Source organism: Nocardiopsis sp. NPDC049922, assembly GCF_040660275.1.
Taxonomy (GTDB): Bacteria; Actinomycetota; Actinomycetes; order Streptosporangiales; family Streptosporangiaceae; genus Nocardiopsis.
The window spans coordinates 41,324-66,557 of sequence record NZ_JBFAME010000010.1; the positions used below are offsets into that span (position 1 = coordinate 41,324).

Annotated in this window: 33 protein-coding genes; 14 read left to right on the top strand and 19 right to left on the bottom strand. The window is 70.3% G+C overall.

Going from position 1 to position 25,234, the window contains the following annotated elements; all coding sequences use genetic code 11:
• Nucleotides 1-116: 116 nt before the first annotated feature.
• A complete protein-coding gene (locus AB0I72_RS18945) occupies nt 117-1,748 on the bottom strand; it encodes a serine/threonine-protein kinase (protein ID WP_358570090.1) in 1,632 nt (543 codons plus the stop codon).
• Nucleotides 1,749-2,031: 283 nt separating this feature from the next.
• Complete coding sequence (locus tag AB0I72_RS18950; protein WP_358570093.1) at nt 2,032-2,286, bottom strand: PspC domain-containing protein; 255 nt, start codon at nt 2,284-2,286, stop codon at nt 2,032-2,034.
• A gap of 316 nt (nt 2,287-2,602) precedes the next feature.
• On the opposite strand from AB0I72_RS18950, the gene AB0I72_RS18955 reads away from it, so the two are divergent.
• Complete coding sequence (locus AB0I72_RS18955; RefSeq protein ID WP_358570096.1) at nt 2,603-2,953, top strand: hypothetical protein; 351 nt, start codon at nt 2,603-2,605, stop codon at nt 2,951-2,953.
• 71 nt (nt 2,954-3,024) lie between these two features.
• On the opposite strand, the gene ctaD is transcribed toward AB0I72_RS18955, so the two are convergent.
• Nucleotides 3,025-4,665: a cytochrome c oxidase subunit I gene (gene ctaD, locus AB0I72_RS18960; protein WP_358570099.1), complete on the bottom strand. Its 1,641-nt coding sequence runs from the start codon at nt 4,663-4,665 to the stop codon at nt 3,025-3,027.
• A gap of 158 nt (nt 4,666-4,823) precedes the next feature.
• Here ctaD and AB0I72_RS18965 point away from each other — a divergent pair, with 158 nt between their 5' ends.
• Complete coding sequence (locus tag AB0I72_RS18965) at nt 4,824-5,297, top strand: MarR family transcriptional regulator (protein WP_358570102.1); 474 nt, start codon at nt 4,824-4,826, stop codon at nt 5,295-5,297.
• Nucleotides 5,298-5,414: 117 nt separating this feature from the next.
• Here the strand turns inward: AB0I72_RS18965 and AB0I72_RS18970 are convergent, their stop codons facing one another.
• The 3 genes from AB0I72_RS18970 to AB0I72_RS18980 all read right to left on the bottom strand — a co-directional run bounded on the left by AB0I72_RS18970 (nt 5,415) and on the right by AB0I72_RS18980 (nt 8,169).
• Nucleotides 5,415-6,986: an MDR family MFS transporter gene (locus AB0I72_RS18970; RefSeq protein ID WP_358570105.1), complete on the bottom strand. Its 1,572-nt coding sequence runs from the start codon at nt 6,984-6,986 to the stop codon at nt 5,415-5,417.
• 55 nt (nt 6,987-7,041) lie between these two features.
• A complete protein-coding gene (locus AB0I72_RS18975; protein WP_358570846.1) occupies nt 7,042-7,650 on the bottom strand; it encodes a TetR family transcriptional regulator in 609 nt (202 codons plus the stop codon).
• Between the two features lie 126 nt (nt 7,651-7,776).
• Nucleotides 7,777-8,169, bottom strand: a complete 393-nt coding sequence (locus AB0I72_RS18980) for a PPOX class F420-dependent oxidoreductase (protein WP_358570108.1) — start codon at nt 8,167-8,169, stop codon at nt 7,777-7,779.
• Between the two features lie 273 nt (nt 8,170-8,442).
• Between AB0I72_RS18980 and AB0I72_RS18985 the strand changes: the two genes are divergently transcribed.
• From AB0I72_RS18985 to AB0I72_RS18995, 3 genes are all read left to right on the top strand, one after another.
• Complete coding sequence (locus AB0I72_RS18985) at nt 8,443-9,573, top strand: undecaprenyl-diphosphate phosphatase (RefSeq protein ID WP_358570110.1); 1,131 nt, start codon at nt 8,443-8,445, stop codon at nt 9,571-9,573.
• A gap of 447 nt (nt 9,574-10,020) precedes the next feature.
• A complete protein-coding gene (locus AB0I72_RS18990) occupies nt 10,021-10,464 on the top strand; it encodes a DUF732 domain-containing protein (protein ID WP_358570113.1) in 444 nt (147 codons plus the stop codon).
• 56 nt (nt 10,465-10,520) lie between these two features.
• Entirely contained in the window at nt 10,521-11,030 is a 510-nt protein-coding gene (locus AB0I72_RS18995; protein WP_358570116.1) for an NUDIX hydrolase, read from the top strand.
• On the opposite strand, the gene AB0I72_RS19000 is transcribed toward AB0I72_RS18995, so the two are convergent.
• From AB0I72_RS19000 to folE, 6 genes are read right to left on the bottom strand one after another with little or no spacing between them, the layout of a single operon-like run.
• Nucleotides 11,018-12,250: a glycosyltransferase family 4 protein gene (locus AB0I72_RS19000; RefSeq protein WP_358570119.1), complete on the bottom strand. Its 1,233-nt coding sequence runs from the start codon at nt 12,248-12,250 to the stop codon at nt 11,018-11,020. The two genes, AB0I72_RS18995 and AB0I72_RS19000, sit on opposite strands and share 13 nt — an antisense overlap.
• Nucleotides 12,250-12,888 carry an AAA family ATPase gene (locus AB0I72_RS19005; RefSeq protein WP_358570122.1) on the bottom strand — a complete coding sequence of 213 codons (639 nt, stop codon included), beginning with the start codon at nt 12,886-12,888 and terminating at the stop codon, nt 12,250-12,252. The genes AB0I72_RS19000 and AB0I72_RS19005 overlap by 1 nt, the downstream gene beginning before the upstream one ends.
• Nucleotides 12,866-13,708 carry a DUF2797 domain-containing protein gene (locus AB0I72_RS19010; protein WP_358570125.1) on the bottom strand — a complete coding sequence of 281 codons (843 nt, stop codon included), beginning with the start codon at nt 13,706-13,708 and terminating at the stop codon, nt 12,866-12,868. Before AB0I72_RS19010 ends, AB0I72_RS19005 begins: the two co-directional genes overlap by 23 nt.
• A complete protein-coding gene (locus AB0I72_RS19015; RefSeq protein ID WP_358570128.1) occupies nt 13,683-14,495 on the bottom strand; it encodes a hypothetical protein in 813 nt (270 codons plus the stop codon). The genes AB0I72_RS19010 and AB0I72_RS19015 overlap by 26 nt, the downstream gene beginning before the upstream one ends.
• Nucleotides 14,488-14,967 carry a 6-carboxytetrahydropterin synthase gene (locus AB0I72_RS19020; RefSeq protein ID WP_358570130.1) on the bottom strand — a complete coding sequence of 160 codons (480 nt, stop codon included), beginning with the start codon at nt 14,965-14,967 and terminating at the stop codon, nt 14,488-14,490. Before AB0I72_RS19020 ends, AB0I72_RS19015 begins: the two co-directional genes overlap by 8 nt.
• On the bottom strand, nt 14,967-15,575 hold the full coding sequence (folE, locus tag AB0I72_RS19025) for a GTP cyclohydrolase I (RefSeq protein WP_358570133.1): 609 nt from the start codon (nt 15,573-15,575) through the stop codon (nt 14,967-14,969). The genes AB0I72_RS19020 and folE overlap by 1 nt, the downstream gene beginning before the upstream one ends.
• A gap of 262 nt (nt 15,576-15,837) precedes the next feature.
• On the opposite strand from folE, the gene AB0I72_RS19030 reads away from it, so the two are divergent.
• The gene (locus AB0I72_RS19030; protein WP_358570136.1) at nt 15,838-17,217 is read left to right on the top strand and encodes a hypothetical protein; all 1,380 of its coding nucleotides are present in this window, start codon (nt 15,838-15,840) and stop codon (nt 17,215-17,217) included.
• Between the two features lie 154 nt (nt 17,218-17,371).
• On the opposite strand, the gene AB0I72_RS19035 is transcribed toward AB0I72_RS19030, so the two are convergent.
• On the bottom strand, nt 17,372-17,563 hold the full coding sequence (locus AB0I72_RS19035; RefSeq protein ID WP_358570138.1) for a DUF397 domain-containing protein: 192 nt from the start codon (nt 17,561-17,563) through the stop codon (nt 17,372-17,374).
• 12 nt (nt 17,564-17,575) lie between these two features.
• A complete protein-coding gene (locus AB0I72_RS19040; protein WP_358570141.1) occupies nt 17,576-18,427 on the bottom strand; it encodes a helix-turn-helix transcriptional regulator in 852 nt (283 codons plus the stop codon).
• Between the two features lie 192 nt (nt 18,428-18,619).
• Between AB0I72_RS19040 and AB0I72_RS19045 the strand changes: the two genes are divergently transcribed.
• From AB0I72_RS19045 to AB0I72_RS19070, 6 genes are all read left to right on the top strand, one after another.
• Nucleotides 18,620-19,003 (top strand): hypothetical protein, encoded by a 384-nt coding sequence (locus AB0I72_RS19045; RefSeq protein WP_358570144.1) that lies wholly within the window; start codon nt 18,620-18,622, stop codon nt 19,001-19,003.
• 130 nt (nt 19,004-19,133) lie between these two features.
• Entirely contained in the window at nt 19,134-19,580 is a 447-nt protein-coding gene (locus tag AB0I72_RS19050) for a hypothetical protein (protein ID WP_358570147.1), read from the top strand.
• The gene (locus tag AB0I72_RS19055; RefSeq protein ID WP_358570150.1) at nt 19,580-19,804 is read left to right on the top strand and encodes a hypothetical protein; all 225 of its coding nucleotides are present in this window, start codon (nt 19,580-19,582) and stop codon (nt 19,802-19,804) included. Before AB0I72_RS19050 ends, AB0I72_RS19055 begins: the two co-directional genes overlap by 1 nt.
• Nucleotides 19,804-20,028 (top strand): hypothetical protein, encoded by a 225-nt coding sequence (locus tag AB0I72_RS19060; protein WP_358570153.1) that lies wholly within the window; start codon nt 19,804-19,806, stop codon nt 20,026-20,028. The genes AB0I72_RS19055 and AB0I72_RS19060 overlap by 1 nt, the downstream gene beginning before the upstream one ends.
• 651 nt (nt 20,029-20,679) lie before the next feature.
• A complete protein-coding gene (locus AB0I72_RS19065) occupies nt 20,680-20,811 on the top strand; it encodes a hypothetical protein (RefSeq protein WP_358570155.1) in 132 nt (43 codons plus the stop codon).
• A gap of 17 nt (nt 20,812-20,828) precedes the next feature.
• A complete protein-coding gene (locus tag AB0I72_RS19070; protein ID WP_358570158.1) occupies nt 20,829-21,212 on the top strand; it encodes a hypothetical protein in 384 nt (127 codons plus the stop codon).
• Nucleotides 21,213-21,313: 101 nt separating this feature from the next.
• Here AB0I72_RS19070 and AB0I72_RS19075 read toward each other — a convergent pair whose 3' ends face one another.
• From AB0I72_RS19075 to AB0I72_RS19095, 5 genes are all read right to left on the bottom strand, one after another.
• Nucleotides 21,314-21,598, bottom strand: coding sequence for a hypothetical protein (locus tag AB0I72_RS19075; RefSeq protein ID WP_358570161.1), 285 nt, complete (start codon nt 21,596-21,598; stop codon nt 21,314-21,316).
• Nucleotides 21,599-22,228: 630 nt separating this feature from the next.
• A complete protein-coding gene (locus AB0I72_RS19080) occupies nt 22,229-22,477 on the bottom strand; it encodes a hypothetical protein (RefSeq protein WP_358570164.1) in 249 nt (82 codons plus the stop codon).
• 2 nt (nt 22,478-22,479) lie between these two features.
• Nucleotides 22,480-22,773, bottom strand: a complete 294-nt coding sequence (locus tag AB0I72_RS19085) for a hypothetical protein (protein ID WP_358570167.1) — start codon at nt 22,771-22,773, stop codon at nt 22,480-22,482.
• On the bottom strand, nt 22,773-23,198 hold the full coding sequence (locus AB0I72_RS19090; protein WP_358570170.1) for a hypothetical protein: 426 nt from the start codon (nt 23,196-23,198) through the stop codon (nt 22,773-22,775). The genes AB0I72_RS19085 and AB0I72_RS19090 overlap by 1 nt, the downstream gene beginning before the upstream one ends.
• 45 nt (nt 23,199-23,243) lie before the next feature.
• Nucleotides 23,244-24,248, bottom strand: coding sequence for a DUF932 domain-containing protein (locus AB0I72_RS19095; protein ID WP_358570172.1), 1,005 nt, complete (start codon nt 24,246-24,248; stop codon nt 23,244-23,246).
• A 109-nt stretch (nt 24,249-24,357) separates the two neighbouring features.
• On the opposite strand from AB0I72_RS19095, the gene AB0I72_RS19100 reads away from it, so the two are divergent.
• Nucleotides 24,358-24,759 carry a hypothetical protein gene (locus AB0I72_RS19100; RefSeq protein WP_358570175.1) on the top strand — a complete coding sequence of 134 codons (402 nt, stop codon included), beginning with the start codon at nt 24,358-24,360 and terminating at the stop codon, nt 24,757-24,759.
• A gap of 10 nt (nt 24,760-24,769) precedes the next feature.
• Nucleotides 24,770-25,213: a hypothetical protein gene (locus AB0I72_RS19105; RefSeq protein ID WP_358570178.1), complete on the top strand. Its 444-nt coding sequence runs from the start codon at nt 24,770-24,772 to the stop codon at nt 25,211-25,213.
• Nucleotides 25,214-25,234: the final 21 nt, after the last annotated feature.

Consider the following 25,234-nt stretch of genomic DNA (forward strand, 5'->3'; position numbering starts at 1 on the left):
GTGGAGGAGTTCCGCGACACTCCGCGCGGTGCGCCGAAACACGCCGCGGACGGTTCGCCGACCCGAATCCCGGGCGCGCCGCCGTCGTTCGTCCGCTGCGGCGGTGTCCTCGGGCGTCAGACCTCGTGGGTCCCGCAGGTGCGGACCTGGCCCCCGTCACGGGTGCGCGCCCCGGGCAGCCAGCCCGTCACGCCGTCGGCCGTGGTGACCTTGTACCAGCGGGTGGAGCTGTACCCGCTCTCGTCGGTGACTGTTCTGCCGTCCCCGACCACGCACGCCGCGTCCAGCCGGTCGTCGTGCCAGACGGCCCCGGCGCGGTTGCCCGGATCGGAGTACACGCCGTACGGGTTGTGCGCCAGTCCCAACGAGCACTCCGCGGAGCGCGGGGCACGGCACGGCTCCTCGGCGTTGTACACCGTGATGGCCACGGTGGCCGGCTCCTCGGGTTCGGGGGCGGTGCTCTCCTCGGGAGCGGCGGGCTCCGGTGACGGCTCCTCCGGTTCCTCCGACGGGGAGGGTTCGGGGGAGGGGGAGGGCGAGGCCTCCCCGGAGGGCTCCTCGGTGGGCTCCTCCGCGACCGGGCCGGGGCGGCGCGCCTCGGCCAGCTCCGCCTCGGGGCTGGGCTCGGCCTCCTCCCCGCCGGTCAGCCAGGCGGCCATCGGCAGCGAGTCCCAGTTCTGGGCCAGCGCCACCCCGCCGAGGGCGAGCCCGGCCAGGAGGACCAGCCCGCCGACCGCCGCCCCCACCAGGCGGAGGGTCCGCCCGGCCGCGCCGTCGGAGGCCGCCGGGAGCTCCACCGTCCGCTCGGCGCCCGCCCGGATCCCGCGCCAGTCGCGGTCGAGCAGGGCGGCCACGGCGTCCGCCGCGGTGGCCGGGTCGGTGATCGGGGCGATCGCGCGGTCCGGCACACCGGCCTGGATCACCCCCGAGACCGCCTCCAGGGCAGTCGGCCGATCCGCCGCGTGCTTGGCCAGCGCCCGCCGGGCCAGATCGGCGAGGGGGCCCTGGAAACCCTCCAGATCCGGCTCGCCGCTCATCACCCGGTGTGCGACCACGGCCGGGTTGCCCGTGCCGAACGGTGGGCGCCCGGTCGCCGCGTACGCCACCAGGGCGCCCCAGGCGAACACGTCGTCACCGGTGGAGATCGGCTCGCCCCGGTACTGGTCGGGACTGATCCACCCGGGCGACCCGGCCACCGTCCCGGTGCGGGTCAACGCCGTCTGGTCGATCGCCCGCGCCACCCCGAAGTCGAGCACCCTCGGCCCGTCCGGCGCGAGGATGATGTTGGTCGGTTTGAGGTCGCGGTGGGCGATCCCCGAGGCGTGGATCTGCGCCAGGGCCTCGGCCACCCCCGCGGCCAGGCCGCGCAGGAGGTGTTCGTCGAGCGGTCCGTGCTTGCGGATGTGGGCGCCCAGGGTCAGGCCGCGCACCAGGGGCGTGGCCAGCCAGGGGCGGTCGGCACCGGTGTCGGAGGCCAGGAGCGGGACCGCGCAGGCGCCGCCGACCCGGCCCAGGAGGTCGACCTCGCGGGCGAAGCGGGCTCGGAACTCCTGGTCGGCGGAGTACTCGGTGTGGATGAGCTTGACCGCCACCGGCTCGGTGTCGGAGTCCGACGTCGCCGCGTACACGATCCCCATCCCGCCCGCGCCCAGACGCGCGAGTGTGCGGTAGGGGCCGATGCGTCGGGGATCGGCCGGGGCCAGATCCATGGCGGAGGCCGGCAGGGCGACGGAGGAGGTTGCGCTCACGGTGAGGGGGACCTTGATCGTCGGGTGCGGTACGTGCTCACGGCGGACCTCCCGGACGAGTCAGGATTTTCCGGGGGTAGATCGGATGGTAACGCGCTCCGGCGACATGGGTGGCACGCGCATCCGGACGAGCCGCGTGGTGACGTCGCGACCGGCGGGTCCGGATCCTACTGCTCGGCTCCGCACGCGGTGGCGGGCTCGCGGGTCTCCTCGGCCTCCCGGTCCTCGCGCTGGGTCCTCAGCTCGCGGCGCTGCCAGCCCGGCTGGGCTCGAAGGGTCCACATCAGTTCACGCTCGGCTTTCCCTGGAAGTTGCGGATGATCTGTTCCAACAAGGAGTGGCTCTCGCTCTCGGCCGGCATGAGCAGCCACGCGAGGATGTACACGAACACGCCGCCGCCCAGCAGGGCGAAGGCCGCGAAGGCGACGCGGACGATCGTGGAGTCGATACCGAGGAAGGCGGCGATACCGCCGCAGACGCCGGTGAGCAGGCGGTCGGAGTCACTGCGGACGAGACGTCCTTGGAGTTTTCCGTTCATATCTCCAGCCTGCCGGTCGCCGACGACGTTTCCCATCGGGGACAGCCCTGGGCCGCCCCTGACATCCCCCGGAGCCCCCCGAGAGGGGAGGGGTGGGGGCGCCGACGCGCCCCCGCACCGTCTTGGACGGCCGCGGGGGCGCGTGTCGTTCCTGAGGCGTGGAGCACACTCACGGGGGAGGCGGGGCGCAGCGGCCGTCAGACATTTAGTTAGTACACTAATAATTAGTCCACTAATAAAAGTTGGGCGGTGGCGCGCCACCGACGGCGGTGTGGCCGTCGCCTCCGTCGCGCCGACCGCCCGGGTAGGAGGAGACATGCCCCCACCGGTCGCCCGCCGCACGGGCGCGACCACCGTGTTCTCCCTGTTGGGCGGTGGCGCCCTCGTCTCGGTCGCCCTGAGTCTGGGCGCGCACCCCGGGGTGGGGATGCTGCTCTGCGGCGGAGCCCTGCTCTGCGCGTGGGCCCTCGCCACGCGCCCGCACGGCCGCGGCGCGGTCCGGGAGCACCCCGTCGAACTTCACGGGGGACCGTTCGACGGGCGCAGGGTGAGCGCGCGCGAACCGGACGTCGTCCGGAGGGGGCGTGGAATCGAGCTGCCCCACCTGGGCCGACGCGTCCGCTACCTGCCGGACGCCGACGGCCGGCTGCGGCACGCCGACGGGTAGGCCTGAACGGGGGAGGGGCGGCGATCCCGACCGTGCTGGATCCCCGCCCCTCCCCGTGTCCTCCGCCGGGCTCAGGCCCTGGCGTGCGGGTGGTTGACGTCGAACGCCGGACGCTCGGACCGGATCCGCGGCAGCGACGTGAAGTTGTGTCGCGGCGGCGGGCAGGACGTCGCCCACTCCAGGGAGCAGCCGTGGCCCCACGGGTCGTCGACGGTCACCTTCGGCGCCTTCTTCGCGGTGACGTAGACGTTCCAGAAGAAGATCAGCGTCGAGGCGCCCAGCACGAACGACGAGACCGACGAGATCTGGTTCAGCTGGGTGAAGCCGTCGTCGGGCAGGTAGTCGGCGTAGCGGCGGGGGAAGCCCATCGCGCCGAGCCAGTGCTGCACGAGGAACGTGCCGTGGAAGCCCAGGAACAGCAGCCAGAAGTGGACCTTGCCGAGCCGCTCGTCGAGCATCCGCCCGGTGAACTTGGGCCACCAGAAGTAGAAGCCCGCGAACATGCCGAACACGACCGTGCCGAAGAGCACGTAGTGGAAGTGGGCCACGACGAAGTAGGAGTCGTGGACGTGGAAGTCGATCGGCGGGGAGGCCAGCAGCACACCGGTCAGACCGCCGAAGAGGAAGGTGGTCAGGAAGCCGACGGTGAACAGCATGGGCGTCTCGAAGCTGAGCTGCCCGCGCCACATCGTGCCGATCCAGTTGAAGAACTTCACACCGGTCGGGACCGCGATGAGGAAGGTCATGAACGAGAAGAACGGCAGCAGCACCGCGCCGGTCGGGAACATGTGGTGCGCCCACACCGTCACCGACAGGCCGGTGATGGCGATGGTCGCGCCCACCAGGCTCTTGTAACCGAAGATCGGCTTGCGGCTGAACACCGGCAGGATCTCCGAGGCCACCCCGAAGAAGGGCAGGGCCAGGATGTAGACCTCCGGGTGGCCGAAGAACCAGAACAGGTGCTGCCAGAGGATGGCGCCGCCGTGCTCGGGGGCGAACACCGAGGTGCCCAGCATGCGGTCCGCGCCCAGGGCGATCAGGGCCGCGGCCAGGACCGGGAAGGCGATGAGCACCAGGACGCTGGTGAGCACGACGTTCCAGGTGAACAGGGGCAGGCGGAACATCGTCATGCCGGGCGCGCGCATGCACACCACGGTGGTGATGAAGTTGACCGCGCCGAGGATCGACGCCAGGCCGCTGAGTACCAGGCCCATGATCCACAGGTCGCCGCCCAGGCCAGGCGAGCGCACCGCGTCGGACAGCGGCGTGTAGGCGAACCAGCCGAAGCTGGCCGCGCCGCCGGGGGTGAGGAAGCCCGCCAGTGTGATGAGGCTGCCGAAGACGAAGAGGTAGAACGCCAGCAGGTTGAGCCGGGGGAACGCCACGTCGGGCGCCCCGATCTGGAGCGGCACGAGGACGTTGCCGAACCCCGCGAACAGGGGCGTGGCGAACGAGAACAGCATGATCGTGCCGTGCATGGTGAACAGCTGGTTGAACTGCTCGTTGGACATGAACTGCAGGTGCGGGAACAGCAGCTCGGCCCGCATGAGGAGCGCCATGACGCCGCCCACGAGGAAGAAGGCGAACGCGGCGCCCAGGTACATGTACCCGATGACCTTGTGGTCGGTCGAGGTCAGCCACCGGACGACGAGGGCGCCCGGCGGCCCGGCCTCCTGGCGGGCGTCGGTGTCGGGGGCGGCTACGACGGTCATGGGTGACCCTCCCTGGGGTGGTGTCGGCGGACGGGCGGATCGTCCACGCGGCGTCCTCTTGTTATGGCGCACTAACAATTAGTGCACAAAGGATTAGTGCACGAATTGACAGTAGGATCATCGCATACGGTCAGACGTCGACACATCGAGGTGGCCCCTTGGCCGAGAACAGCTCAGGGCTCGACAACCCGCTGGCCCTCGAACACCAGGTGTGCTTCTCCCTGGCCGTCGCCTCGCGCACGGTCATCGCGCTCTACCGGCCGGTCCTGTCGCCCCTCGGGCTCACCCATCCGCAGTACCTGGTGATGCTGGCGCTGTGGCAGTTCGCTCCGCTGTCCGTCCGCGAACTCGCCGACCTGCTCGAACTCGACTCCGCGACCCTGTCGCCCCTGTTGAAGAGGCTGGAGTCCGCGGGCCTGATCCTGCGCGAACGCCTCCCCGAGGACGAGCGGCGCCTGACCGTCGGCCTCACCCGCGCGGGACGGGACCTGCGCGCCCGGGCCGAGGCGATCCCCATGCACATGATGGAGAAGCTCGGGCTCAGCCTGGAGGAGCTCCAGCAGCTCAACACCACGCTCAACCGGCTGACCACCATGGCCACCAGCGCGTTGGGGCGGGAAGAGGGAGCCTGACCCCGCACCCGGTCCCCCGGGCGCACACGGCCCCGCGCCGATCGCGGCGCGGGGCCGTGCCCTCCCCCGGGTGCGGCGGTCCCTGGAATCCGCCGCCGTGGTCCGGGGTCCCTCGGTTCAGGCGGCCGGGGCGGTGTCCTTCTCCGGCTCGGCCCGCTCCCGCTCCCCGACGGTCGTGGCGAGCGGGTGTTCCTGGATGAACCAGGTGAGCGCGAAGCCGACCAGCACGATGGGCACGGCGAAGAGGAAGATCGGCGGGAGCGCCCCGGCGAACGCCTCCACGACGAACTCGCGCACGGGATCGGGCAGGCCCTGGAGCATCTCCGGGGTCATGGAGCTGATCCCGGCCTCGCCGCCCTCGAACGCCAGACCTCCGCCCGGGAGGTCGGCCATCCGCTCGTTGAGGCGGGAGACGAAGATCGAACCGAACACCGCGATGCCGAAGGACGCGCCGATCTGGCGGAAGTAGTTGTTCGCCGAGGTCGCCGAGCCCAGGTCGCTCCGGGGCGCCGAGTTCTGCACGATGAGCACGAGGTTCTGCATCACCATGCCGACGCCCAGCCCCAGCACCAGCATGCCGAGGCCGTTGTAGAGGTACGGCGTGTCCGCGTCCATCCGGGAGAGCAGTACCAGGCCCACCGCGATGACGGCGGTGCCGATGATCGGCCAGTGCTTGTAGCGTCCGGTCGCGCTGATCAGCCGTCCGGTGGTGATGGTGCTGGTGAGCATGCCGAACACCATCGGGAGCATGAGCAGCCCCGACTCGGTGGCGGTGGCGCCGTTGACCATCTGGAGGAACGTGGGCAGGTAGGAGACCGTGGAGAACATCGCGATGCCCACGGTGACGCCGACGAGGGCGGTGAGCACGAAGTTGCGGTCGGCGAAGAGCCGCAGCGGGATGATCGGCTCGGCCGCGCGCCGCTCCACCAGGACGAACAGGACGGCCGCCAGGACCGCGCCCGCCGCCAGTCCCAGGATCTGCGGGCTGCCCCAGTCGTAGGTGGTCCCGGCCCAGCTGGTGAGCAGGACCAGGCACACACTCGTCGTCGCCAGCAGGATGGTTCCCAGGTAGTCCAGCCTGGGCCGCGGGCCCGTCGGCTGGGGCAGGCGGATCATCGTGGCCGCGGTGACCAGGGCGATCGCGCCGAGCGGCAGGTTGATGTAGAAGATCCAGCGCCAGTCCAGGTGGTCGGTGAAGAACCCGCCCAGCAGCGGACCGGCGATCGCGGAGACACCGAACACGGCGCCGATGATCCCCATGTACTTGCCGCGCTCGCGCGGGGAGACGACGTCGGCGATGATCGCCTGCGCGCTGATCATGAGACCGCCGCCGCCGATGCCCTGGAGGGCGCGGAAGGCGATGAGCTGCGGCATGTTCTGGGCGAGCCCGGCCAGGACGGAGCCGAGGAGGAACACCGCGATGGCGAAGACGTACACGTGGCGGCGGCCGAAGAGGTCCCCGGCCTTGCCGTAGATGGGCATGCCGACCGTGGCCGCGAGCATGTACGCGGTGACCACCCACGAGAGCTGCTCCAGGCCGTGCAGCTCACCGACGATCGTGGGCAGCGCCGTGGCCACGATCGTCTGGTCCAGCGAGGCCAGGAGGATGGTCAGGATGATCGCGAGAAGGATCCAGCGCAGCCGTGAGCGGCTGACGCCCTCCTCGGGCCCTGCTTGTGTGGAAGGCATGGAACTCCGTTCGAGAACGATCCCCGGGAGGTCCCTGGGACGGTATGGCTCCGCGTCAGTCGTTGGGCGGTGAGTAGGCGTCGCCGACGTGGCGGAACGCGTCGCGCAGCACGGCGCGCACGTCCGCGACGCCCTCCCCCTCCGCGAAGTGGAGGCACTTCACGGTGTGCCGCGTCACGGCCATGGCGGTCGCGGCGACCAGCTGCGGTCGCGCGTCCTCCGGTGAGGCGCCCGTCCGCTCGGCGACGGCCCGGGAGAGTTCCTGTTCCATGTTGTGGAAGCGGGCGAGCATGCCGGGCAGCAGCTGGGGTTCGCGTTCCATGAGCTGTTTGCGCAGGCGCATGGCTTCGCGGTGCGCGGCGAGGCCCTCCGCGCTGATGAGGGACGCGGTCAGCAGGGTGATGAGGTCGTCGACGAACCCACCGGTGGGACCTCCCTCGGCGAAGATCCTCCGGGCCTCCTCGTCGGGAGCCGACGGAACGTCACCGAGGAGGGCTTCCTCCTTGGTCGCGAAGTAGTTGAAGAACGTGCGTGTGGAGACGTCGGCCTCGGCCGCGATCTCCTCGACGGTGACGTGCTCCAGTCCGCGCTCAAGAGTGAGCCTGGCGGCCGCCTCCTGAAGGGCGCGGCGCGTTGCCTGCTTCTTTCGTTCGCGCAGCCCCATGATGTCCTCCCCGTGCACGGTCAATAGTTGCATGCCGTGCAAGCTTTCTCAATGTGTATTGTTTCACCCCGTGCAACGGAAGACGGCCCCGCCCGAGGGCGGAGCCGTCGATCCGTGCGCGGCTGGCTACATCTTCGTCGTGTGCAGGGGCCGGACGTACACGACCACCCTCTCGTCGGTGGGGCGGTGCCAGGGGTAGACCGCCTCGTCGAGGTACTTCCGGGCCAGGGAGTTGATGAAGGCGAGGTCGGCGTCGTCCTCGACCCGGTCCACGACCCCGCGCACCTCGACGTAGCGGTACGGGTCGTCGGGATCGACGACGGAGATCGCGACGCGGTTGTCGCGGTCGAGGTTGCGGAGCTTCTGTCGGGACCTGGTCTGGCTGAACTTCAGGAACTCCCCGTCCCAGTCGAGCCAGACGGGGCTCGAATGGGGCTCGCCCTGCGGGCCGATCGTGGCCACGTGCCCGAACGCGCGCTTGGTGAGGATGTCCTGCCGGTCCTCGGGGACGACTGCCATGGTGTGCTCTCCTCGTCGGCTGGGTTGACGGTTCCGAGTAGACCAATCGGCCGGGGGAGCGCAAAGAAGGCGGACGGCTCGGCGTGCCCCCTCGGCCACAGGGGGCGCGGCCCGAACTCGAAGGGTCGAGGTGGGCGCACACGTCGACATGTGGACCGGGAACCTCAGTAAGCTGCCCGTTGTCCCCCTTGTCCCACCGAACGCGCCCGGCCCCTTCGACGTTGCCACCAGCGACCCGGACCGGAGCAGAAACACCCAGGAGCAGACCCCTCCGTGTCCCTCTTCGAAGCAATCGTCCTCGGCCTGGTCCAAGGGCTCACCGAGTTCCTGCCCATCTCCTCCAGCGGCCACCTGCGCGTGGTCTCGGCGCTCTTCGGCTGGCCCGATCCGGGCGCGGCCTTCACCGCGGTCAGCCAGATCGGCACCGAGATCGCCGTGGTGATCTACTTCAGGAAACGGATCTGGGCGATCCTGTCCACGTGGTTCAGGTCCCTGGTCAACCGGGAGCTGCGCGCGGACATCAACGCGCGCATGGGCTGGTACGTCATCATCGGCTCGATCCCCATCGTCGTCCTCGGCCTGCTGTTCGAGGAACAGATCGACAGCGTCTTCCGTGACCTGCGCCTGATCGCGCTCACCCTCATCGTCTTCGGCGTCATCCTCGGCATCGTGGACCGCTACTCGCGCAAGTACCGCAGCCTCGAGGACCTCACCATCAGCCGGGGCCTGACCTTCGGACTCTTCCAGGCCCTCGCGCTCATCCCGGGTGTGTCGCGTTCCGGCGGAACCATCACCGGTGGGATGCTCCTGGGCTTCAACCGCAAGGACGCCGCGGAGTACTCCTTCCTGCTCGCCCTGCCCGCCGTGTTCGGAGCGGGTGTGTACAAGCTCACCGACATCGGCGGCAACGAGTACGCGGGTTGGCTGGCCACCATCGTGGGCACGGTCATCGCGGGTGCCGTCGGGTTCGCCGTGATCGCCTGGCTGATGAAGTTCATCTCCACGCACAGCTTCATGCCGTTCGTCTACTACCGCGTGGGCCTGGGCATCCTCATCCTGACCCTGGTCAGCTTCGGCGTGCTCAGCCCGCAGGGCGGGGCCGAGTCGCAGCCCGGCCGCGGCGAGGTCCTCGCCGAGGAGACGGCCCCGGCGGAGGAGTCGCCCGAGGCGACACCCTCTCCGGAACCGTCGGAGGAACCGTCCCCCGCCATTCCGAGCGTCGACCCGACGACCGGTTGGGAGATCGACCCCGAGGTCGGCCTGCCGCGCAACCCGGACACGGGGCTGTACTACGACCCCGAGCTCGGGATGGACGTCAACTACGACCCCGCCACCGGGCTGGCCACCAACCCGGTGACCGGCGAGCAGTACGACCCCATGGAGCGGTACGAGACCGTCGAGTGACCCCCGCGCCCGTGTCGCCCGGGCGCCGCCGACACCCTGCCCGGACGGGGGCCGCTCGCCGCTGGAGGCGGCGAGCGGCCCCCGTCCCGCCGTCCGGGTCAGCCGCCCGGATCCCGTGCTGCTGCGGTAGAGTGGTCTCCGGCGAGCGCCGGGCCCGAGGGCCCGAGGCGGATCGCGGGCCCCTAGCTCAATTGGCAGAGCAACGGACTTTTAATCCCGCTTTTCTCGACCGTCGTGCTACACGCGGTTGACCAGCTGGAACGCGACTTTACCATCAACCGTCGTGCTACTGATCCGTGTCTGTGATTTCTCCCTGTCGAGAGCAACGGATTTCACGCTCTGAAATCCTGTCGGGCGAATTCGGTGACAGGTCGTCGCCGGGGGCGCTACCGTCGCATCAGCGCCCGCTCCGCTTCTCCCCGCTCCCCCGACCTCACGGAGACCAAGATGAGCGCCCCCTCCTCCAGCCGGAACACGTGGATCATCGCCGGAGTCGTCGTTCTCGGCCTCGTCGGCATCGGCGGCATCATGCAGGCCGCCGGCCTCCTCGACGACGTCGAACCCGAACCTGCCGCCTCGACCCCGGCGCCGGAGGTCGAAGAGTCCGACTCGGACCAGGGGCCGGCGGACACCGATACCGACGACGGTGACACCACCGAGGGGGAGCAGACGTTCCTCGACTCCCTGTACGAGGACGCCGCCGCGGCCGGCTCCGGTATCCGCGGGTTCGGCGACGAGGACAACCTCGAGCTCGGGTACGCCGTGTGCGACGACATCGAGGCAGGGATGGCGCCGACCGAGGTCGTGCAGTCCCTCCAAGTTGAGGACGGCCCGATCGCTGATGTGGCGACCGAGCTCGTCGGTCACGCGCAGGTGTACCTGTGCGACTGAGAGCTGTCCGGGATGTCACGCACCTTGGTTGGTGAATCCCGCTAGGGTCTCCTGCCATGAGTGAGACGAACAAGGTGTCCTACGTCTGGCACGAAGCGTCCCCACCGCCCGAAACGCAGCAGATCACGCAGGTGTACGCCTACATCTTCGACTCCCAGGGCCGGGTGGTCGTGCTGTGCGATGACGGGGTGTGGAACCTCCCGGGCGGCACACCCGAGCTCGAGGACGGCGGGGACAGGGTGGCCACGCTCGTCCGGGAGGTGTGGGAAGAGGTCCAGGTGACGATCACCGATCCGGTCTACCTCGGTTACCAGTCGGTGCACCGACCGAGCCAGGAGCCCTACGCGCAGCTCCGGATGGCCGCCCGTCTGGACACGCTGGGGGAGCGCGCGCCCGACCCTGACAAGGGCCGGGTGCACGTTCGTCGGTTGTGCCCGTTCCCGGAGGCGGTGGATCTGCTGGGGTGGGGGCCTTCGGTGGATGGCCAGGTCAAGTGTGCCGCCGTGACGGCCGAACAGCGGTGGGGGCTGCCGGTGGGCTCTCCAGCCGCCGTCTACACCGACTGAGCACTCAGCCAGGGAGCCAGCGCCTCCAGTGCTGTGGTGACGGTGCGGTCGTAGTCGAGCGCCTCCGCGAAGGCGCGGCCCGCTGAGACCATGGCCGCGCGCTGTAGCGGCGTCAGGACCAGGCCGCGGTGAAGCGCCTCGGCCAGACGGGCAGGGTCGCGTGCGGGTGCGGTGAACCCGGTGACGCCCTCGGCCACTAAATCAACCAGGCCTCCGGCGGTGGTGGACACGACCGGGGCCGCCCCGGCGGCGAAGGCTTCCAATGGGATCCGCCCGAAGGGTTCGGCGCGCGAGGGCACCACGAGCGCGCGCAGGGCCGGGTGGGCGTACAGGCCGCGTAGCGCCGGATCGAAGCGGGTCCACACCGTGGCGTCCGCCCCGATTTCGTGGGCGCGGCGTTCCAGGTGCCGTTGGTAGGGGGTCGGTGTGAGCGTTTCGGTCACCGCGGCCAACAGCAGGTGCGGCACGTGCACACCCTCCCGGCCGAGGAGGGCCACGGCTTCCAGGAGATCCTCGAACCCCTTGTACGGGGTGGCCCTGCCCATCGCGAGTATGAACCCGTCGCGGGCCGCAGGCGGCAGTTCGGGGGCGCGCCCGGTGGGGTCGGGTGTGGGCAGGAGCCCGTTGGGCAGGTCGATGATCTGCGTGGTCGGCAGCGCGTAGTCGTCCTCCAGGTGGGTGCGCATGTGTGCGGAGATCGCGGCCAGATACCCGCCCCGTTCGGCCAGGTGGGCAAACCCTTCCTGCTCCCAGCGGATGCGCGCCCGGTCGTGTGGGCCGTGCAGGCGGCCGGTGGAGCGCGGCAGCAGCAGGGTGCGCCCGACGAGGTCCTCCTCCAGCAGGGGCGGCAGCCCGTGGAAGGGGGTGTCGATGGCGATGACCAGGTCGGGCCGCTCGTGCGCGGGCAGGGTGTTGAGCTGGCGGGCGGCGTGCGCGCTGGCGCGTTGGAAGCACGCCAGGTCACCGAACCGGCTGGTTCCGCCGGTGCCGTTGTCGATGGGCGTGACCAGCACGTCGACGTCAGCCAGGAGCGACTGCGTGTCCTGGTGCCAGGAGGGGTTGTACTCGGTGCTGGTCGAAGACACGTGGACCGGCATGAGCCGGAGGCGGGCGTGCGGGTAGCGGTGGATGAGCACCTGGAGGAGCGCCCGGTTGGAGTGGCCGGCACCGGTGCCGCACCCGTAGAACCCGTCGTGCAGTAGGACCGCCAGGCCGCCCATCACACCCGCTCCAGGTTCGCGGTGATCTGCTCCAGCACGGCCTCGGGCGGTTGGTGGCCATCCATGTGGACGAACCGCGCCTGGTTCAAGGCCAAGGCCAGCGCCGGGTGGGTGGCGTGGATCGCGCTGGCCGGTTCGCGGTAGAACTCGGCCAGCCGGTCCAGCCCCTGGACGGTGGACCAGGGGTGATCGGGGCGCAGCCGGTTCTGGCGGCGGGTCAGGCTGGTGGCGGTGTCCACGTGGAGCACGGCGTAGGTGGTGGCCACGTGGAGCCGCTGGGCTCGCAGGTGTTCCCAGGCCCAGGCGCAGCGTTCGGGGAACAGCGCCTGGTCGGGGTGGCTGTAGGCGAAGGCCAGAGCGGTGAGCCAGTCGCGGTCGCACGCCACCAGGGGGTTGGCGGCCAGGTAGCGGGCGCACAGGGTGGCCTTGATCAGCCAGTTGTCCTGGTGTGCCTGGTCCTGGTGCGGGTTCGGATGTTGGTCGTGGCCGAGTGGCCTCCCGCTGGGGGTGGTGTACTCGGCGACCACCGGCAGGCGCCCGTTCAGGTGGGTGGCGGCGGTGGTCTTGCCCGCGCCGGGCATCCCTTCGAGCACCAACAGGCGCCCGGGGCGGCGGTCAGAAGAGGGTGAACTGGTCACGGTCGTCTCCAGGGGGACGGGTGTGGGTGCGCGTGGTCAGGCCCTCGGAGCGGGCGGGGGCCGGGCCCAGGTGGTATCCGGCCAGGAGGCGGGTGTCGATCACCAGTGTCTGGGAGGTGGCCGGGTCGGTGGTGATGAGCGACCGCCCCCAGATGGCGCGGACCTGCACGGCCAGCCCCGCGGGGTCGGCCAGGCCGGTGAGGGTGAGGTAGGTGTCCGGGAGCGGGGCGGTGAGTCCGAACGCGGCGGTGTTGTCGTGCATGGTGTCCGGGCCGGGCTGGATGCGGTCGGTCAGGTGGGCGTCGATGATGTGTTCGCGGGCCGTCTTCAGGGTCGCGGCGCCGTCGGTGAAGCACCGCGTGTCCCACAGGGCGTGGAGCTTGCGTTGGTGGCGCACCCGCTCGGTGGCCCACCCGCTCTCGCCGATCGCGCGTTCGGCGGCGCGCACCGCGGGCAGCGGGCCGCGGCCGAGCTCGGTGAAGGCCAGCGCCCCCTGTTCCAGGAGCCTCCGGTGGCCGCGTTCGGCCGCAGTCAAGCCGACCTTGACCAGGCCGGGGCCAAGCCACGCCAGGTAGAGCAGGTAGGTGCGGTCGTCGGTGTAGGCGTCGCGGGCCAGCAGTCGGCCCCGGTCGCGTGCGGCGCACCCGGCGCACTGGGTGTCGCCGCCGTCGTGGGGGATGCGGGTGTGGCAGATGATGCGGTGGTCGAGCTCGGGGTCCCAGCGGCCCACACACAGGCGCGGGCCCTGGACACCGACATGGAGCTGCTGGCCGGGAGACAGGGTCAGGGGCCGGTCAGGTTGTGCGGGGGCGGAGGCCACCAGTCGAGGTTGCTGTGAGTCCCAGAAGAGCCCGGTGATGCGCCAGGCGCTCGTCGGCGCCGTCGAGTTCGTAGGTGCCATACAGGTCAGTCAAGCCCTTCGGCCCCACCAGGTGAGCGATGTCGATGTAGGTCTCGCCGGGGTTGTCGGCGATGTGCAGGTGGTTGCGCAGCCGGTCGGCCCCGTAGCGGGCACGGATCGTGTGCTTGAGGGCGGTCGCGTCCACCGGGTCCGTCTCGGCGAGCAGGACCAGCACCCGCACGGGGCCGCTGGTCAGGTAGGCGTCCCGTGCGGCGACGAACTCCGCGCCGTAGGCCTCGGGGTACAGGCGGCGCACGTCGGCCACCGACAGGGTGCGCTCGACCTGGTGCAGGACGCGGTAGTGGTCGGCCACGTCGCGGGCGATCCCTGCGGGGGCACCCGGCTTGATCACGGCCAGGGCCAGCCGGGTCGACGGCCACGGCGTGCCCGGGTTGGAACCGCCCGACCGGATCGCGGCGGCCCACCGGCGCAGGCACCCCTGGTCGCAGACCTCGGTGAGGTGGTCGGTGTGGTGGGGTGGGTCGGCCTGCGACAGACGGGCGGCGTCGGCGCAACAGGTTGCGCACGATCCGCTGGCGGCGGGGGCCGTCCACCCCAGGTGGCGGGCGGACCGGGCCAGTCGGTAGGCCACCCACCACCGCTCCCACGCACCGGCCGGGGCCGGGGCGGGCGTCGCCCCGTGCAGGGCCGCCTCCACCGCCAGGCCCAGGTGGGCCACCATGAGGATCCGCGGGTGCTCAGTCACTACTGCCTCCGGGGGTGTAGGTGGCCACGGCCTGAGCGCCGGGGGACTCGGCCAGCACCAGCTCGGCGCTCTCCACGCCCTCCAGAACCGGGCGGAGTTGGTCCAACAGGTAGCGGGCGATCAGCTCGGTGGAGGTGTTGGCCACCGGCAGCAGCACCACGTCCTGAACCGGGAAGGCGAACCGGCGGTGCCCGTCGTCGAAGACGCACATCCCCTCGTCCTCGAAGTGCCGCACCGGATCGGGGGCACGGTCGGGCATCAGGGTGCGGCGGTGCAGCGGTTCGACGACCTGGGCGAGGGCCCGGCGCACCGGGGTGAAGTCCGCGACCATCCCCCCGCCGTCCAAGGACCCGACCAACTCCAGACGGCAGGTGAAGGTGTGCCCGTGCAGGGCCTCGAACCGCCCCCGGTGGAGTCCGGCGTGCGCGGCGCCGAAGTAGGGGCCCTGAACACTGATCCGAGTCGTCGTCATCAGGCCCGCACCCCCGTCAGCGCGATGAACTCATCCCGGGCGCGGGCGTCGTTGAGCAGTCGGCCGTGCAGGGCGCTGGTGACCGTGGCGCTGCCCACGGCCTGGGCACCGCGCAGGGTCATGCAGGTGTGCTCGGCCCGCACGATCGCGCCGACCCCTTCGGGGGCCAGGTGGTCCTGGAGGAAGTCGGCGATCTGCTGGGTCATCCGCTCCTGCACCTGAGGGCGGCGCGCGAACAGCTCCACCACCCGCGCCAGCTTGGACAGGCCGAGCATGCGCTCGCCGGGGATGTAGGCCAGGCACGCGGTTCCGTGGAACGCCAACATGTGGTGTTCGCACACCGACGTGAACGGGATGCTGCGCACCAGGACCATCTGCCGGTACCCCTCGGCGGGGAACGTCGTCATGTCGAAGGGCTGGGGGGTGAGCAGCTCCAGCAGGGCTTGGGCCATCCGTTCGGGGGTGCGCCGGGTGCCCTCGGTGGTGGCGGGCACCCCCAGCGCGGCCAGGAGTTCGGTGGCCGCGCGCGTGGCCGCGGTCAGGTCGGCAGTCCGGTCGGGAACATGGACGGCGGGAGAGGGTGGCATGGTCATGGTGCTGGTCGGCATCGTCATCCTCCGACGGGTGCGAGAGCGATCAGCCCGAGGGCCGGGTTCTCCTCTAGGGCACCCCGGCGGGGCCGCCTGGAGGAAGTGGGCGTGGCCGGGCGAAGCCCCGGTCGCGTACCCGGGGGTGTGACGGGCGCGGGGTGGGCGCACCGCCCGACCGGGGGGAGGCGAATAGGTGGGCGAATTCGTAAACCCTGGCGGGGCCGCCCTGGGCTGCTTAGGCTCGGGGTACTGCACACGCACGGACGACGAAGGATCAGGCGTGAGCCCACGCTCCCCCAACCAGCGCCTCGCCCATTGGATCGACTCCAGTGGCCTCAACCACACCCAGCTCGCCGCCAAGGTGCGGGACCTGGCGCGCGATCGCGGACAGACGCAGGTCTATCCGGACGCCCGCCGTGTGCGTGCTTGGAAGCAGGGGGAACGCCCACGGGACCCCGTCCCCGAACTCCTGCTGAACATCCTCACCGAGCACACCGGCCAGCACCTGACCTTGAGCGACATCGGTCTCGGCGAGGACGGCGCGCTGCCCCTGTCTGAGCGCACCTGGAATGCTCACGTCCTGACCGGTGAGCTGGCCGCGTTGACTCGCAGCGACATCATGCGCGGAGAGACCAGCCCCGCTTCCGGCCAGCTCCTTCACGGCAACGAGCTACTGGAAGGGGTACGCCCCTGGGCGAGCCTGCCCGTACACCCAGCACACGCCCGAGGCACCCGACGCCTCGGCCACTCCGACGTGAGCCGGCTCGAAGCCCTCACTCAGAGCCTGCGTTCCTTGGACAATCTCCACGGCGGAGGTACGGCCCGTCAGGCCGTCATCGGCCAGCTGGCCGGGGTCACCGACATGCTGGCCAACGCCTCCTACACCGACGAGGTCGGCCGCCGCCTGTTCACCGCCGTCGGCGACCTGGCTGGAGTGGCCGGGTGGATGTGCCACGACGTGGGGTTGCACTCCAGCGCCCAGCACTACTTCCTCCTGGCGCTGCGCGCGGCGAAGGAGGCCGGTACCGCCCACCTGGGGGCGCACATCCTCAACTGCATGGCGCGCCAGGCCAGCCACCTCGAGCACCCCGACGACGCGCTGGAGCTGGTGCACCTGGCGCTCTACGGGGTACGCCGCGTCGCCACCCCGACCGTGCGGGCTGTCCTGCACAGCCTGGAAGCCCGCGCGCACGCGATGATGGGGCACCCCGACGAGTTCGCGCGCTCGGCCCACCAGGCCGAGCTGGCGTTCGGCGACAGCGACACGGTGGAGGAGCCGTCGTGGGTGCGGTTCTTCGACACCGGCGAGTACTACGCCACGATCGGGGTGTGTCACCAGATCGTCGCGCGCGTGAGCGATCCCGCCCACGCAACCCTGTCGGTGTGGATGATGGAGCAGGCGATCCAGGCCCGACCGGTCGAGCGCCACAGAAGCCTGGCCTTCGACCACATCGGCTTGGCCCGAGCTCTCCTGGTGCAAAGAGAAACCGAGGCCGCACTCGCCAAGACCCGGACCGCCCTCGAACTGCTCCCCGACCTGGCCTCCACACGTGTGGTGGACCGACTACGAGAAGTGAGCGTCGAAGCACGTCCCTTCGCCGGGGACGCCCACGCCGATGAGCTGCGCGATCTGGTCAACACCGCATGTGCTCGACCCTGATTCCTTTTCGGAGGTCAGGCCAGCCGGATGTGTCCAGAATCGTTCAGGACCGTTCAGGCGCTGGCCGCGGTCACCCCCGCCCGGTACAGTTGGGAGCGTTCTGGTACACAGCGAGGGGCCCCGGTTTGGTCACTGGGGCCCCTCGCTGTCGTCTCTACGACTTGGCGCTGGAGAGGAAGGCCTGCCACTCGCGCGCGTCCGCGAACGTCAGATGTCCGAGCTCGCGGTGTTGCGTGTCCCGAACGGCGGCGCCACTGGGGAGGTCGGCGATCTCTACGCAGTCGTTCTGGGTTGCGCTGTAGGACGACTTGCGGAAGGTCACGTTGTTCTGGTCTGTCTGGTACACGTCGGTTTCCTATTACTCGTACTTCTTGAGGATCTGGCCCATGAGGTCAGCACTCGCGTCAGGGTGCCACGCCATGACCCGGATGTCGTCCCAGGCGTCCCTGTGCACCTGGACTTCCTCTCCCTCCTCCAGGTAGAGGCCGTCAGTGCGGGTCTCGATGTAGGCGATGGACTGGTCGAGAGGGTTGGCGTAGTCCAGGATCGTGAAGCTCCCGGCAGTCCCGGGATGCAGGCCGATGTCCAGCGGCAGAAGCTGGATCTTGATGTGATCCGCGGTTTCCACGAGGTCGATCAGCTTGGCGATCTGATCCCGCATCACCTTCTTGTCTCCTGCCGGGCGCAGCAGGACGGACTCGTCCAGCACGCACCACAGCTTGGGCGGATCGTCCTGGTCGAGGATCTCCTGCCGCTCCAGTCGGGCCTGGACGATGCGTTCGATGGTCGCTGGCTCTCGAGACTTTCCGATCTTGGTTGAGGCCGCAGCGTACTCCTTAGTCTGAAGAAGCCCGTGCACGACCATCGACTGGTACGTGCTGATGGCCGACGCTTCAGCCTCGAAGCCCACGTAGGCGTCAGTGAACACGTCGCCGTAGCGAGTCCACCAACCCTTCTCTCGGGACTGCCGCGCCAGCAGGACCAGCCCCTCCGCCACCTCAGGAGTAGCCCCGTAGAGGGTCGCCAGCGCTCGGATGATCACCGGGTCCGGTCGCTTCCACTTGTTCTGCTCCATGTTGGTCAGCCGTCCACCCGACCAACCCAGGCGATCGCCGACCTGCTTGGCCGTCAGGCCAGACTCCTCGCGCAAACGTCTCAATTCGGCAGAAAGACGGCGCCGCCTCACCGTCGGGCTGTACTGGTCCGCCACAGCGCGCGCTCCCTTGGTCTTCCTGGCTTTTCGTCGTCCCGTGCTGATGGTAGATCACCCGTTTCGCGAAACTTTGGAGACGCCGATCACAGCAATCCTAATCTTTGTATTGAAAGTTTAGGAGATCAAGGCCATGATGGAGACACCAGAACAAGCGCGGTCTGACCAATCGCACTCACTGAGGAGTCGCGCATGCGATACCTGCGAACGCTGTGGCGAGCACTGTGGACCCCACCTCGTGGCCGCCACGTCCGCTCGAACCTCCGGGCTGCCTCGCCCGACGGCGGCCACCCGATCCCGCGGCCCCCGGCCCTTCGGCAGGAGCCCACCGTCCCGGCTCCGGCCTCGCCCCCGGTGCCCGCGCCCGTGGTGGTGGACGACCCCCCGCTCGTGCGCCCCTACTTCCTGGAGGTCGAGCGCCGCCGCGCCGGACGGCCCACCATCCAGGAGAACCATGACCTCCTCGCCCCTGACGCCGCGAGCTACGAGCCGTCCTTCAAAGCCCCGCCCGTCGACCTGGAGGATCTGGCCATCGCCGGTCGCGCCTGGCGGGAGCTCGCGGGGGTGGGAGTGTGAACCGCCGACGCCGACGCAGTAGCCGCATCCGCCCCTTCCTCCGCGAACTGCCGCACGCCGAGGCCACTGTCGCCACCGGTGCCATCCCAATCGTGCGGAGCGTCCCGACGACCGTGACGGCGGTGGTCCGGTGAACGCCCGCACCCTGGCCGACATGGTCGGCGCGGCTCTCATCCAGCCGCTCGACGCCACCGCCGACGAGCCCGAACTGAGGGCCGTCCACGCCGTCCTGGCCCGCGCGGTCGCAGCCCGCACTCGACACCACGTGCGAGTCCGGCCCGTCCCCGAGCTCGTCGACCTGACGGCCACCGGAGACTACGCCGACCTGCCCGCCCACTGGCTGGTCGTCGACTCCTCGACCGACGGCGTCCTCGGCCGTGTGGGACAGCACGAGTCCGGCCGCTGGTACACGGTCGTGGGAGCTGGCCACGACGGGCCCGATGTGGGGCGCGCGGCAGATGCCATCCGGTGGGTGGCGACTCACAGCTGTGACGCCCGGCCACGCGGACACCCCTGCGGCCAGCCCTACGGTCACCACGGCGAGCACGTCCCCAGTCCGGGGAGGTGGGCCCGGTGATGGACCTGGCGATCGAGGACTTCCTCGACACCATCCGCTCCGCTCTTCAGGTGCCCTCGGGGTCGACGACTGAGGCCCAGGTGACGCACATGGTGGTGATCCAGGCGAACGCGATCGCAGTGGTGATCGCGATCGAGGCTGCTCTGAACTCCGGCGACGTGGAGACCGCGACCGACATGCTGCACTCGGCCACGATCCCCGGCCCGCGGCGGGAGGTGGCGTGATGGGTACGCAGGCCTGGCGGAGCAAGGCCCGAGTGGCCGACGCCATCCGCGGGCGGTGGGTCATCGCCGTGGTCGACGGCGGCCTGCTTGCGCAGCGCCGAATGTGTCTGCCCGAGCTCACCGATTACCAGAAGTCACGCGGCATGGTGAACCGAATCGAGGCTTCGACCTGGGACGATTTGGACCACCTGCTTGCCGAGCAAGCCCGTCTGGCCGACCTGTAGACCGGCCGCGCCCCGACACCTCCGTCCATCAGGGGCGCGGCCACCCGAGGAGAACGACTGCATGAAAGCCAGCTGTCCACCGTGGTGTCGGGTAGTCGAGCCGCACAGCCGACACGAGCACACGGTGTTCAACGACTTCGGTGTGATGGTGAAGGTGCAGCGCACCGATGCGCCGGGCGGGGAGCCCGGCGCGCCGATCGTGGCCACTGAGATCCCCGCCGCACAGGAACCCCACCTGGAGTTGTCCCCGGCCGGGGCGCGCGCCGTAGGGGCACTCCTGGTAGTGACGGGCGCGGACAGGCGGGTCGCTGTGGCTCTGACAACCGCTGCGGATCTGGCCACCCCGTCCTAGCCAGCCGCCCCGGCTAGCCCAGGAGGTGAGGGGCCTGGGCTCAGGGCCCACCGGGCTGCTCCCCGGTGGGCCCAACCTTCACACCGTGCGCCGGACAACGTCTCTGTCCGGCGCACGGCCCAACCTCCCAGGGCGAACTCACCCCCTTGCGCCCCGGGCCGCACCCGACAGAGCGGGTGCACGGGCCGGGCCTGGCTGGAAGCAGGCCCGGCTCATCTCCGCCCACCGGCGCGTGGGCAGGAGCGCACGGGCCCTGTGGATAACTGGTCGCGGCCACCGGGCGCGGGCACACCTCAGACATGGACCCTGACGACGACGTCCCGTTCACCGATGAAGAGCGCGCCCGCATCACCGAGTACGTCCTCAGCCTCGACCCCCTGGGTGTCCAGCTACTTGCGGCGTACCTCGAAATCGACCTCGACCAGCACTGACCTGTGACAATGGGCGGGTGGAGCACATCAGCCACCCGCCGCACCCGGCCACGAGCCACTACCCGCGCCGCATAGCGGCGTGGGTGTGCCGCCTGGTGGAGCCTGACCTCGTGCGCGCGGTCCCCGCACTGGCGGAGTACCCGCGCGCCGCTGGCCGGGTCGCCTGGTACACCACCCAGGCCATCACCCGGGCGCGTGGGTCCGGGCAGGGCGGGCCGCTCGCCATGTCCGCCGTGATTCCCGCGCGTGCGCTCGACGGGATCCTGCCGGAGGATGATGCGGCGATGCTGCGGGCTGTTGAGCTGGACATCACGGACGCTCCCGACCCGGAGGTGCTCCGGCAACGGATCGAACGGCTCACACAGGCCGGGGCGCACCTCCCGGTGCACTTCCTCGATTGACGCGAGTGCGTCCCTTCCGCTCAGCGTGCGCGCCGCATACTGTGGTGCTCCCCTGCCAGGCGGGCCGCCCGCGCCGCGTGAAACCATGGTGCGGGCGGCCTCTACGTTTGCTTCGGCGGTCGGCCGCCGCCGGCCCCGCGGCCGGGCCGGTTCTCCACCCACTGGTCGATCGTCTCGGGCAGCCACACCGGGGACCGGCCGTACTTCCGGTCGGGCGGCGGGAAGTCGCCGGGGCGCGGCGCGCCGTCACGGCGCCGTTTCTCGGCCCCACGGTGGTAGACCGCCACGGTGCCCCGTGTCAGCGGGGTGCCGATCGCTCCGGTGATCCCGTGCTGCTCGTAGAGGTAGCCGGGTAGGTCGTCGAGTCCCAGGTAACTTACGCTCACTGTAGTGACGATACAGGTGTGCGCGCGGTCGGAGAACGCGCGCGACCGCCGGGTCGGGATAGCGTGCGACGGCACACCGCGACGTGCCGGAGGAGGGTGCGTCGTGGACGACGCCCACCCGAAGGCCGACGTGCCTGAGCCGTGCGTCCGCACGTCTGCCGCCAGACGGGAGCGGCCCACCTCGGAGCCCCGAGGAGGTGAGCACCCCACTGAGCCACGAAGAAGCCCCCGGCGGAGCCGGGGGCGGATGAGGGCTCAGTGGATCAGGTGCTCAACGACGAGGACGGCGACGAGGTGGTAGCCGATCCCGGCCAGGCAGATGTGCAGCACGGTGAGGGCTCGGCGGCTGAGGGTGGGCTTCTTGTCGTCCATGATGCGACCTCCGTAGGTGCGGAGTGGGTGTGACGGAGGAGCGGCCATCCCGACCCAAGGTCGCGCGCAACCCCGGCCCGACGAAGGAGGGCCGGGGCCCTGATCTTGTGGCGTCTGCGCCCCGGCGCTGGTCGCCTCGCGTCCGCGCCCCGCTCACAGGGCGACGCCCCGGGGGGTTGTCACACCCAGGTCCCCGGGGCGTCATCTCGCCAGCGGCGCGGGGAGGTCGCACCGTCCGCGCGCGGCGAGGCTTCCATTCTACGAGCGCGTCCGCGCCTCGTAGAGGTCGGCGAGGCGGCCGACATCGGACGCCTCTCTGGCTCCGATCACCTTGCAGGCGTCGGCGAGCGCCTTGACGCGCTCCATCGCCATCGCCAGGCCGGGCCCCCAACGGGTGACGTCGGTGTCCGGCCAGGTCTCGCCTCGTGCCGCGAGGAGTTCGGCGACGGTCTCCCACTCGGTGAGCGCCAGCTCGGTCATGCGGTCGCGCTCGGCTGCGGTGCTCATCGTCACGCCCCCTCTTCTTCTCTCGGCCCGAACGCGTCGAGCCCGGCTTCCCTCAGGTCGGTGTGCAGGTCGCCGTCCTCGTCGCTGCGGGCGTGGGACTTCAGCCAGCCCTCGGCGGTGCCGGGCGCACCGAACACGGTGAGCACGGAGGCGAGGTCCTCGGTCTCCGAGCAGGAGAGCTGCGGGCCGATCAGGCCGACGAGGTCGGCTTCGGCCCACGTGTCGGTGAACCGGTCCGCGAGCTCGACGTCGACCTGGAGGACACGGCGCGCGGGGTAGTCGACGTGGACGGTCATCACCATGGCTCCGTTCGCAGTTCGGCGGCGTGCATCTCCACGGACCCTCCCCCGGGTACCTGCGTGAGCAGGAACAGCGTGGTGGGGCAGGGCCACAGGTAGGCCACCCCGCCGTCGGGGTTGCAACAGCCCCCGCATTCGCCTTCCTCATCCGGGGCGTGCAGGTCCAGGACCGCCATGGCGGCCTCGGTGAGGTGCTCGTGTCCGCACGCCCGGATCAGGTCCTCGATCTGAGCGCGGGTGGAACCGATCAGCGCGTGCGGCTCGTCCGCCTGGTCGCTGCGGCGCAGACGGTAGCGGTAGGCGGTGGACGTCATCCGGTGACAGATCAGGGCACGGGCCCGACGCTCGGCCGCGCGGCGCTTCCACTCGGCCATCATCGCCGTGAACTCGTCGGGGTCGTCCCAGTCGGCGCGGGACATCATGGACTCCTTCCCGGGCCCCGGCTGGATACCGGGGCCCGTCGTTGATCAGGCGGCGAGACGGAAGGCGTCGAACGCTCGGGTCTTCAGGTTCACGACGGCGGGCTGAACAAGGACCCGTTCGGCGCGCGCGGTGGTCGCGGCGTCACCATCCTTGCCCCGGACCGGTGCGACGTGGTCGAGGTACTCCACGACCGACTGGTATCCGGCCCACGCGGTGCCCCGGATGTTGTCCTGGGTCGGGGCGTCGGTGAACAGCTGGTGGACGTCCGTGAGAATCCGGGCCCGGTTGGTGATCTGCCGGTCGGTGGCGTCCTTGGCCAGCGGCCACAGCTCGCGGCCGACGATGTCCATGAACGCCCCGTCGTTCATCTGCTGGTCGAGCATGCGCTCGGCCTCGGCCTGGAACTCGTCCAGGTAGGCGAAGGTCATCCCCAGCGCCTCACGGGCAGCGGTGATACGGCCCCGTGCGCCGGAGGTGTGCCGGATGGCGTACACCGACTGGGCACCTTCCAGCGCGGCGGCCTGGGTGTTGGCGCACACGATCCGCACCGGCGAGACGAGCAACCGCATCGCGGCGCTGCCGTCGTGGGCGTTGAGCGCGGCCACGTACAAGTCCAGCTCATCGGTTCCGGCGACCCTCATGGTCTCGGGGAGCCGCATGGTCACAAAGACCTCGCGCCCCTCGCGCAGGGACCCGGCGGTCTCGAAGTGGGCCCCGGAGGTGTCGGTGATGAAGTCGAGGACCTCGGTGAGTTCCTCGTTCTGGATCGGGCGGTACCGGCCCTTGACGACGCCGAGGGCGTCGGGGCGGCCGGTCTCGGGGTGGGTGCGGACGGTGGCGTAGGCGTCAGGGACGACGAGCGGTGTGCCGTTCTCGGTGATGGACAGCGGGCTGGTGTGGACGTTCCACCGGTCGAGGCGGGCGGTGCGCAGTGCAGTGTCGGCGTCGAAGACGTCCGGCAGGACGGTGCCGAGGCGGTGCCAGGCGTCGGTGCGAGCGCTGACGAAGGAGGCGGAGCCGTCGGAGAACCTTTCCAGTTCGTGTGCCATAATGCGACCTCTCTCGAAAACCTTGCTACGTCTTGTGTAGCTATGTTTTAATGATATCCCAGATCAGCCCGTATTGCTACGGTTCGCGTAGCTAAGTTTTGGGGTCGACATGGAGCTCACCACCGAAGCCGCCGCCCGCCTCGCCGACGCCACTCCCGCCACCATCCGCGCCTGGTGCCGCATAGGGGCCGTCCGGGCCGTCCGGCGCGCCGGACGATGGGTGATCTCCTATGCCTCCCTCGCCCGCCGTATTGCGATCGGCGTCATGGTCCAGGCCGCACGCGCCCGCCGCCGCAGGACCACACGGCGCACCCTGCTCGCCGAGCGGGCCCGACTGCTTCACCGCCTGGCCGCGGTCGACACACAACTCCGACACACGACGGAACCCCGCCGCCCAGACACCGAGCAGCGGGGCGCGTCAGAGGGCGCGATCCGTCAGGCGTCCGCGTCCTGGCCTGAACTTCGAACCTCGCATCCAGAACGCCCGGCGCGCCGCCGTGGCGGCCGATAGAAAGGACACCATGGGAACCATTCAGGAGCCGACCCCCGCCATGAATGGCTGGGGGGTCGAGATGCGCAGAGAGTCCGTCTACGTCAGCGACGACATCGCGGAGATGGACGGGCCCGGCCGGTTCACCGTCCGGGGCGACGGCGTGTCCCTGCCCGCCGAGCACCTCCCCGCACTCATCGCCAGTGTGGAGCTGGCCTGGGACCACTGGATCCGACACGGGCACAAGGAGAGCGAGCCCAAGGAGGCCTTCACCGTCACCCTCGACGGGGACACCGTGGTCATGACCGGCGTCAGGACAGCGCCGAGCCTTGCCTACGCCCACGAGGAGGGGTTGGCGACGGTCCACATGCTGGAGCCGACCTACGCTGAACTGCCCGACCTGTACCGGAAGCTCCACGATGCCCTCGGCTCCTCCGTCGGGGACATCGAACTGCCCATGGAGGACGACGCGTAGACCCCGGGCACAGGAAAGAGG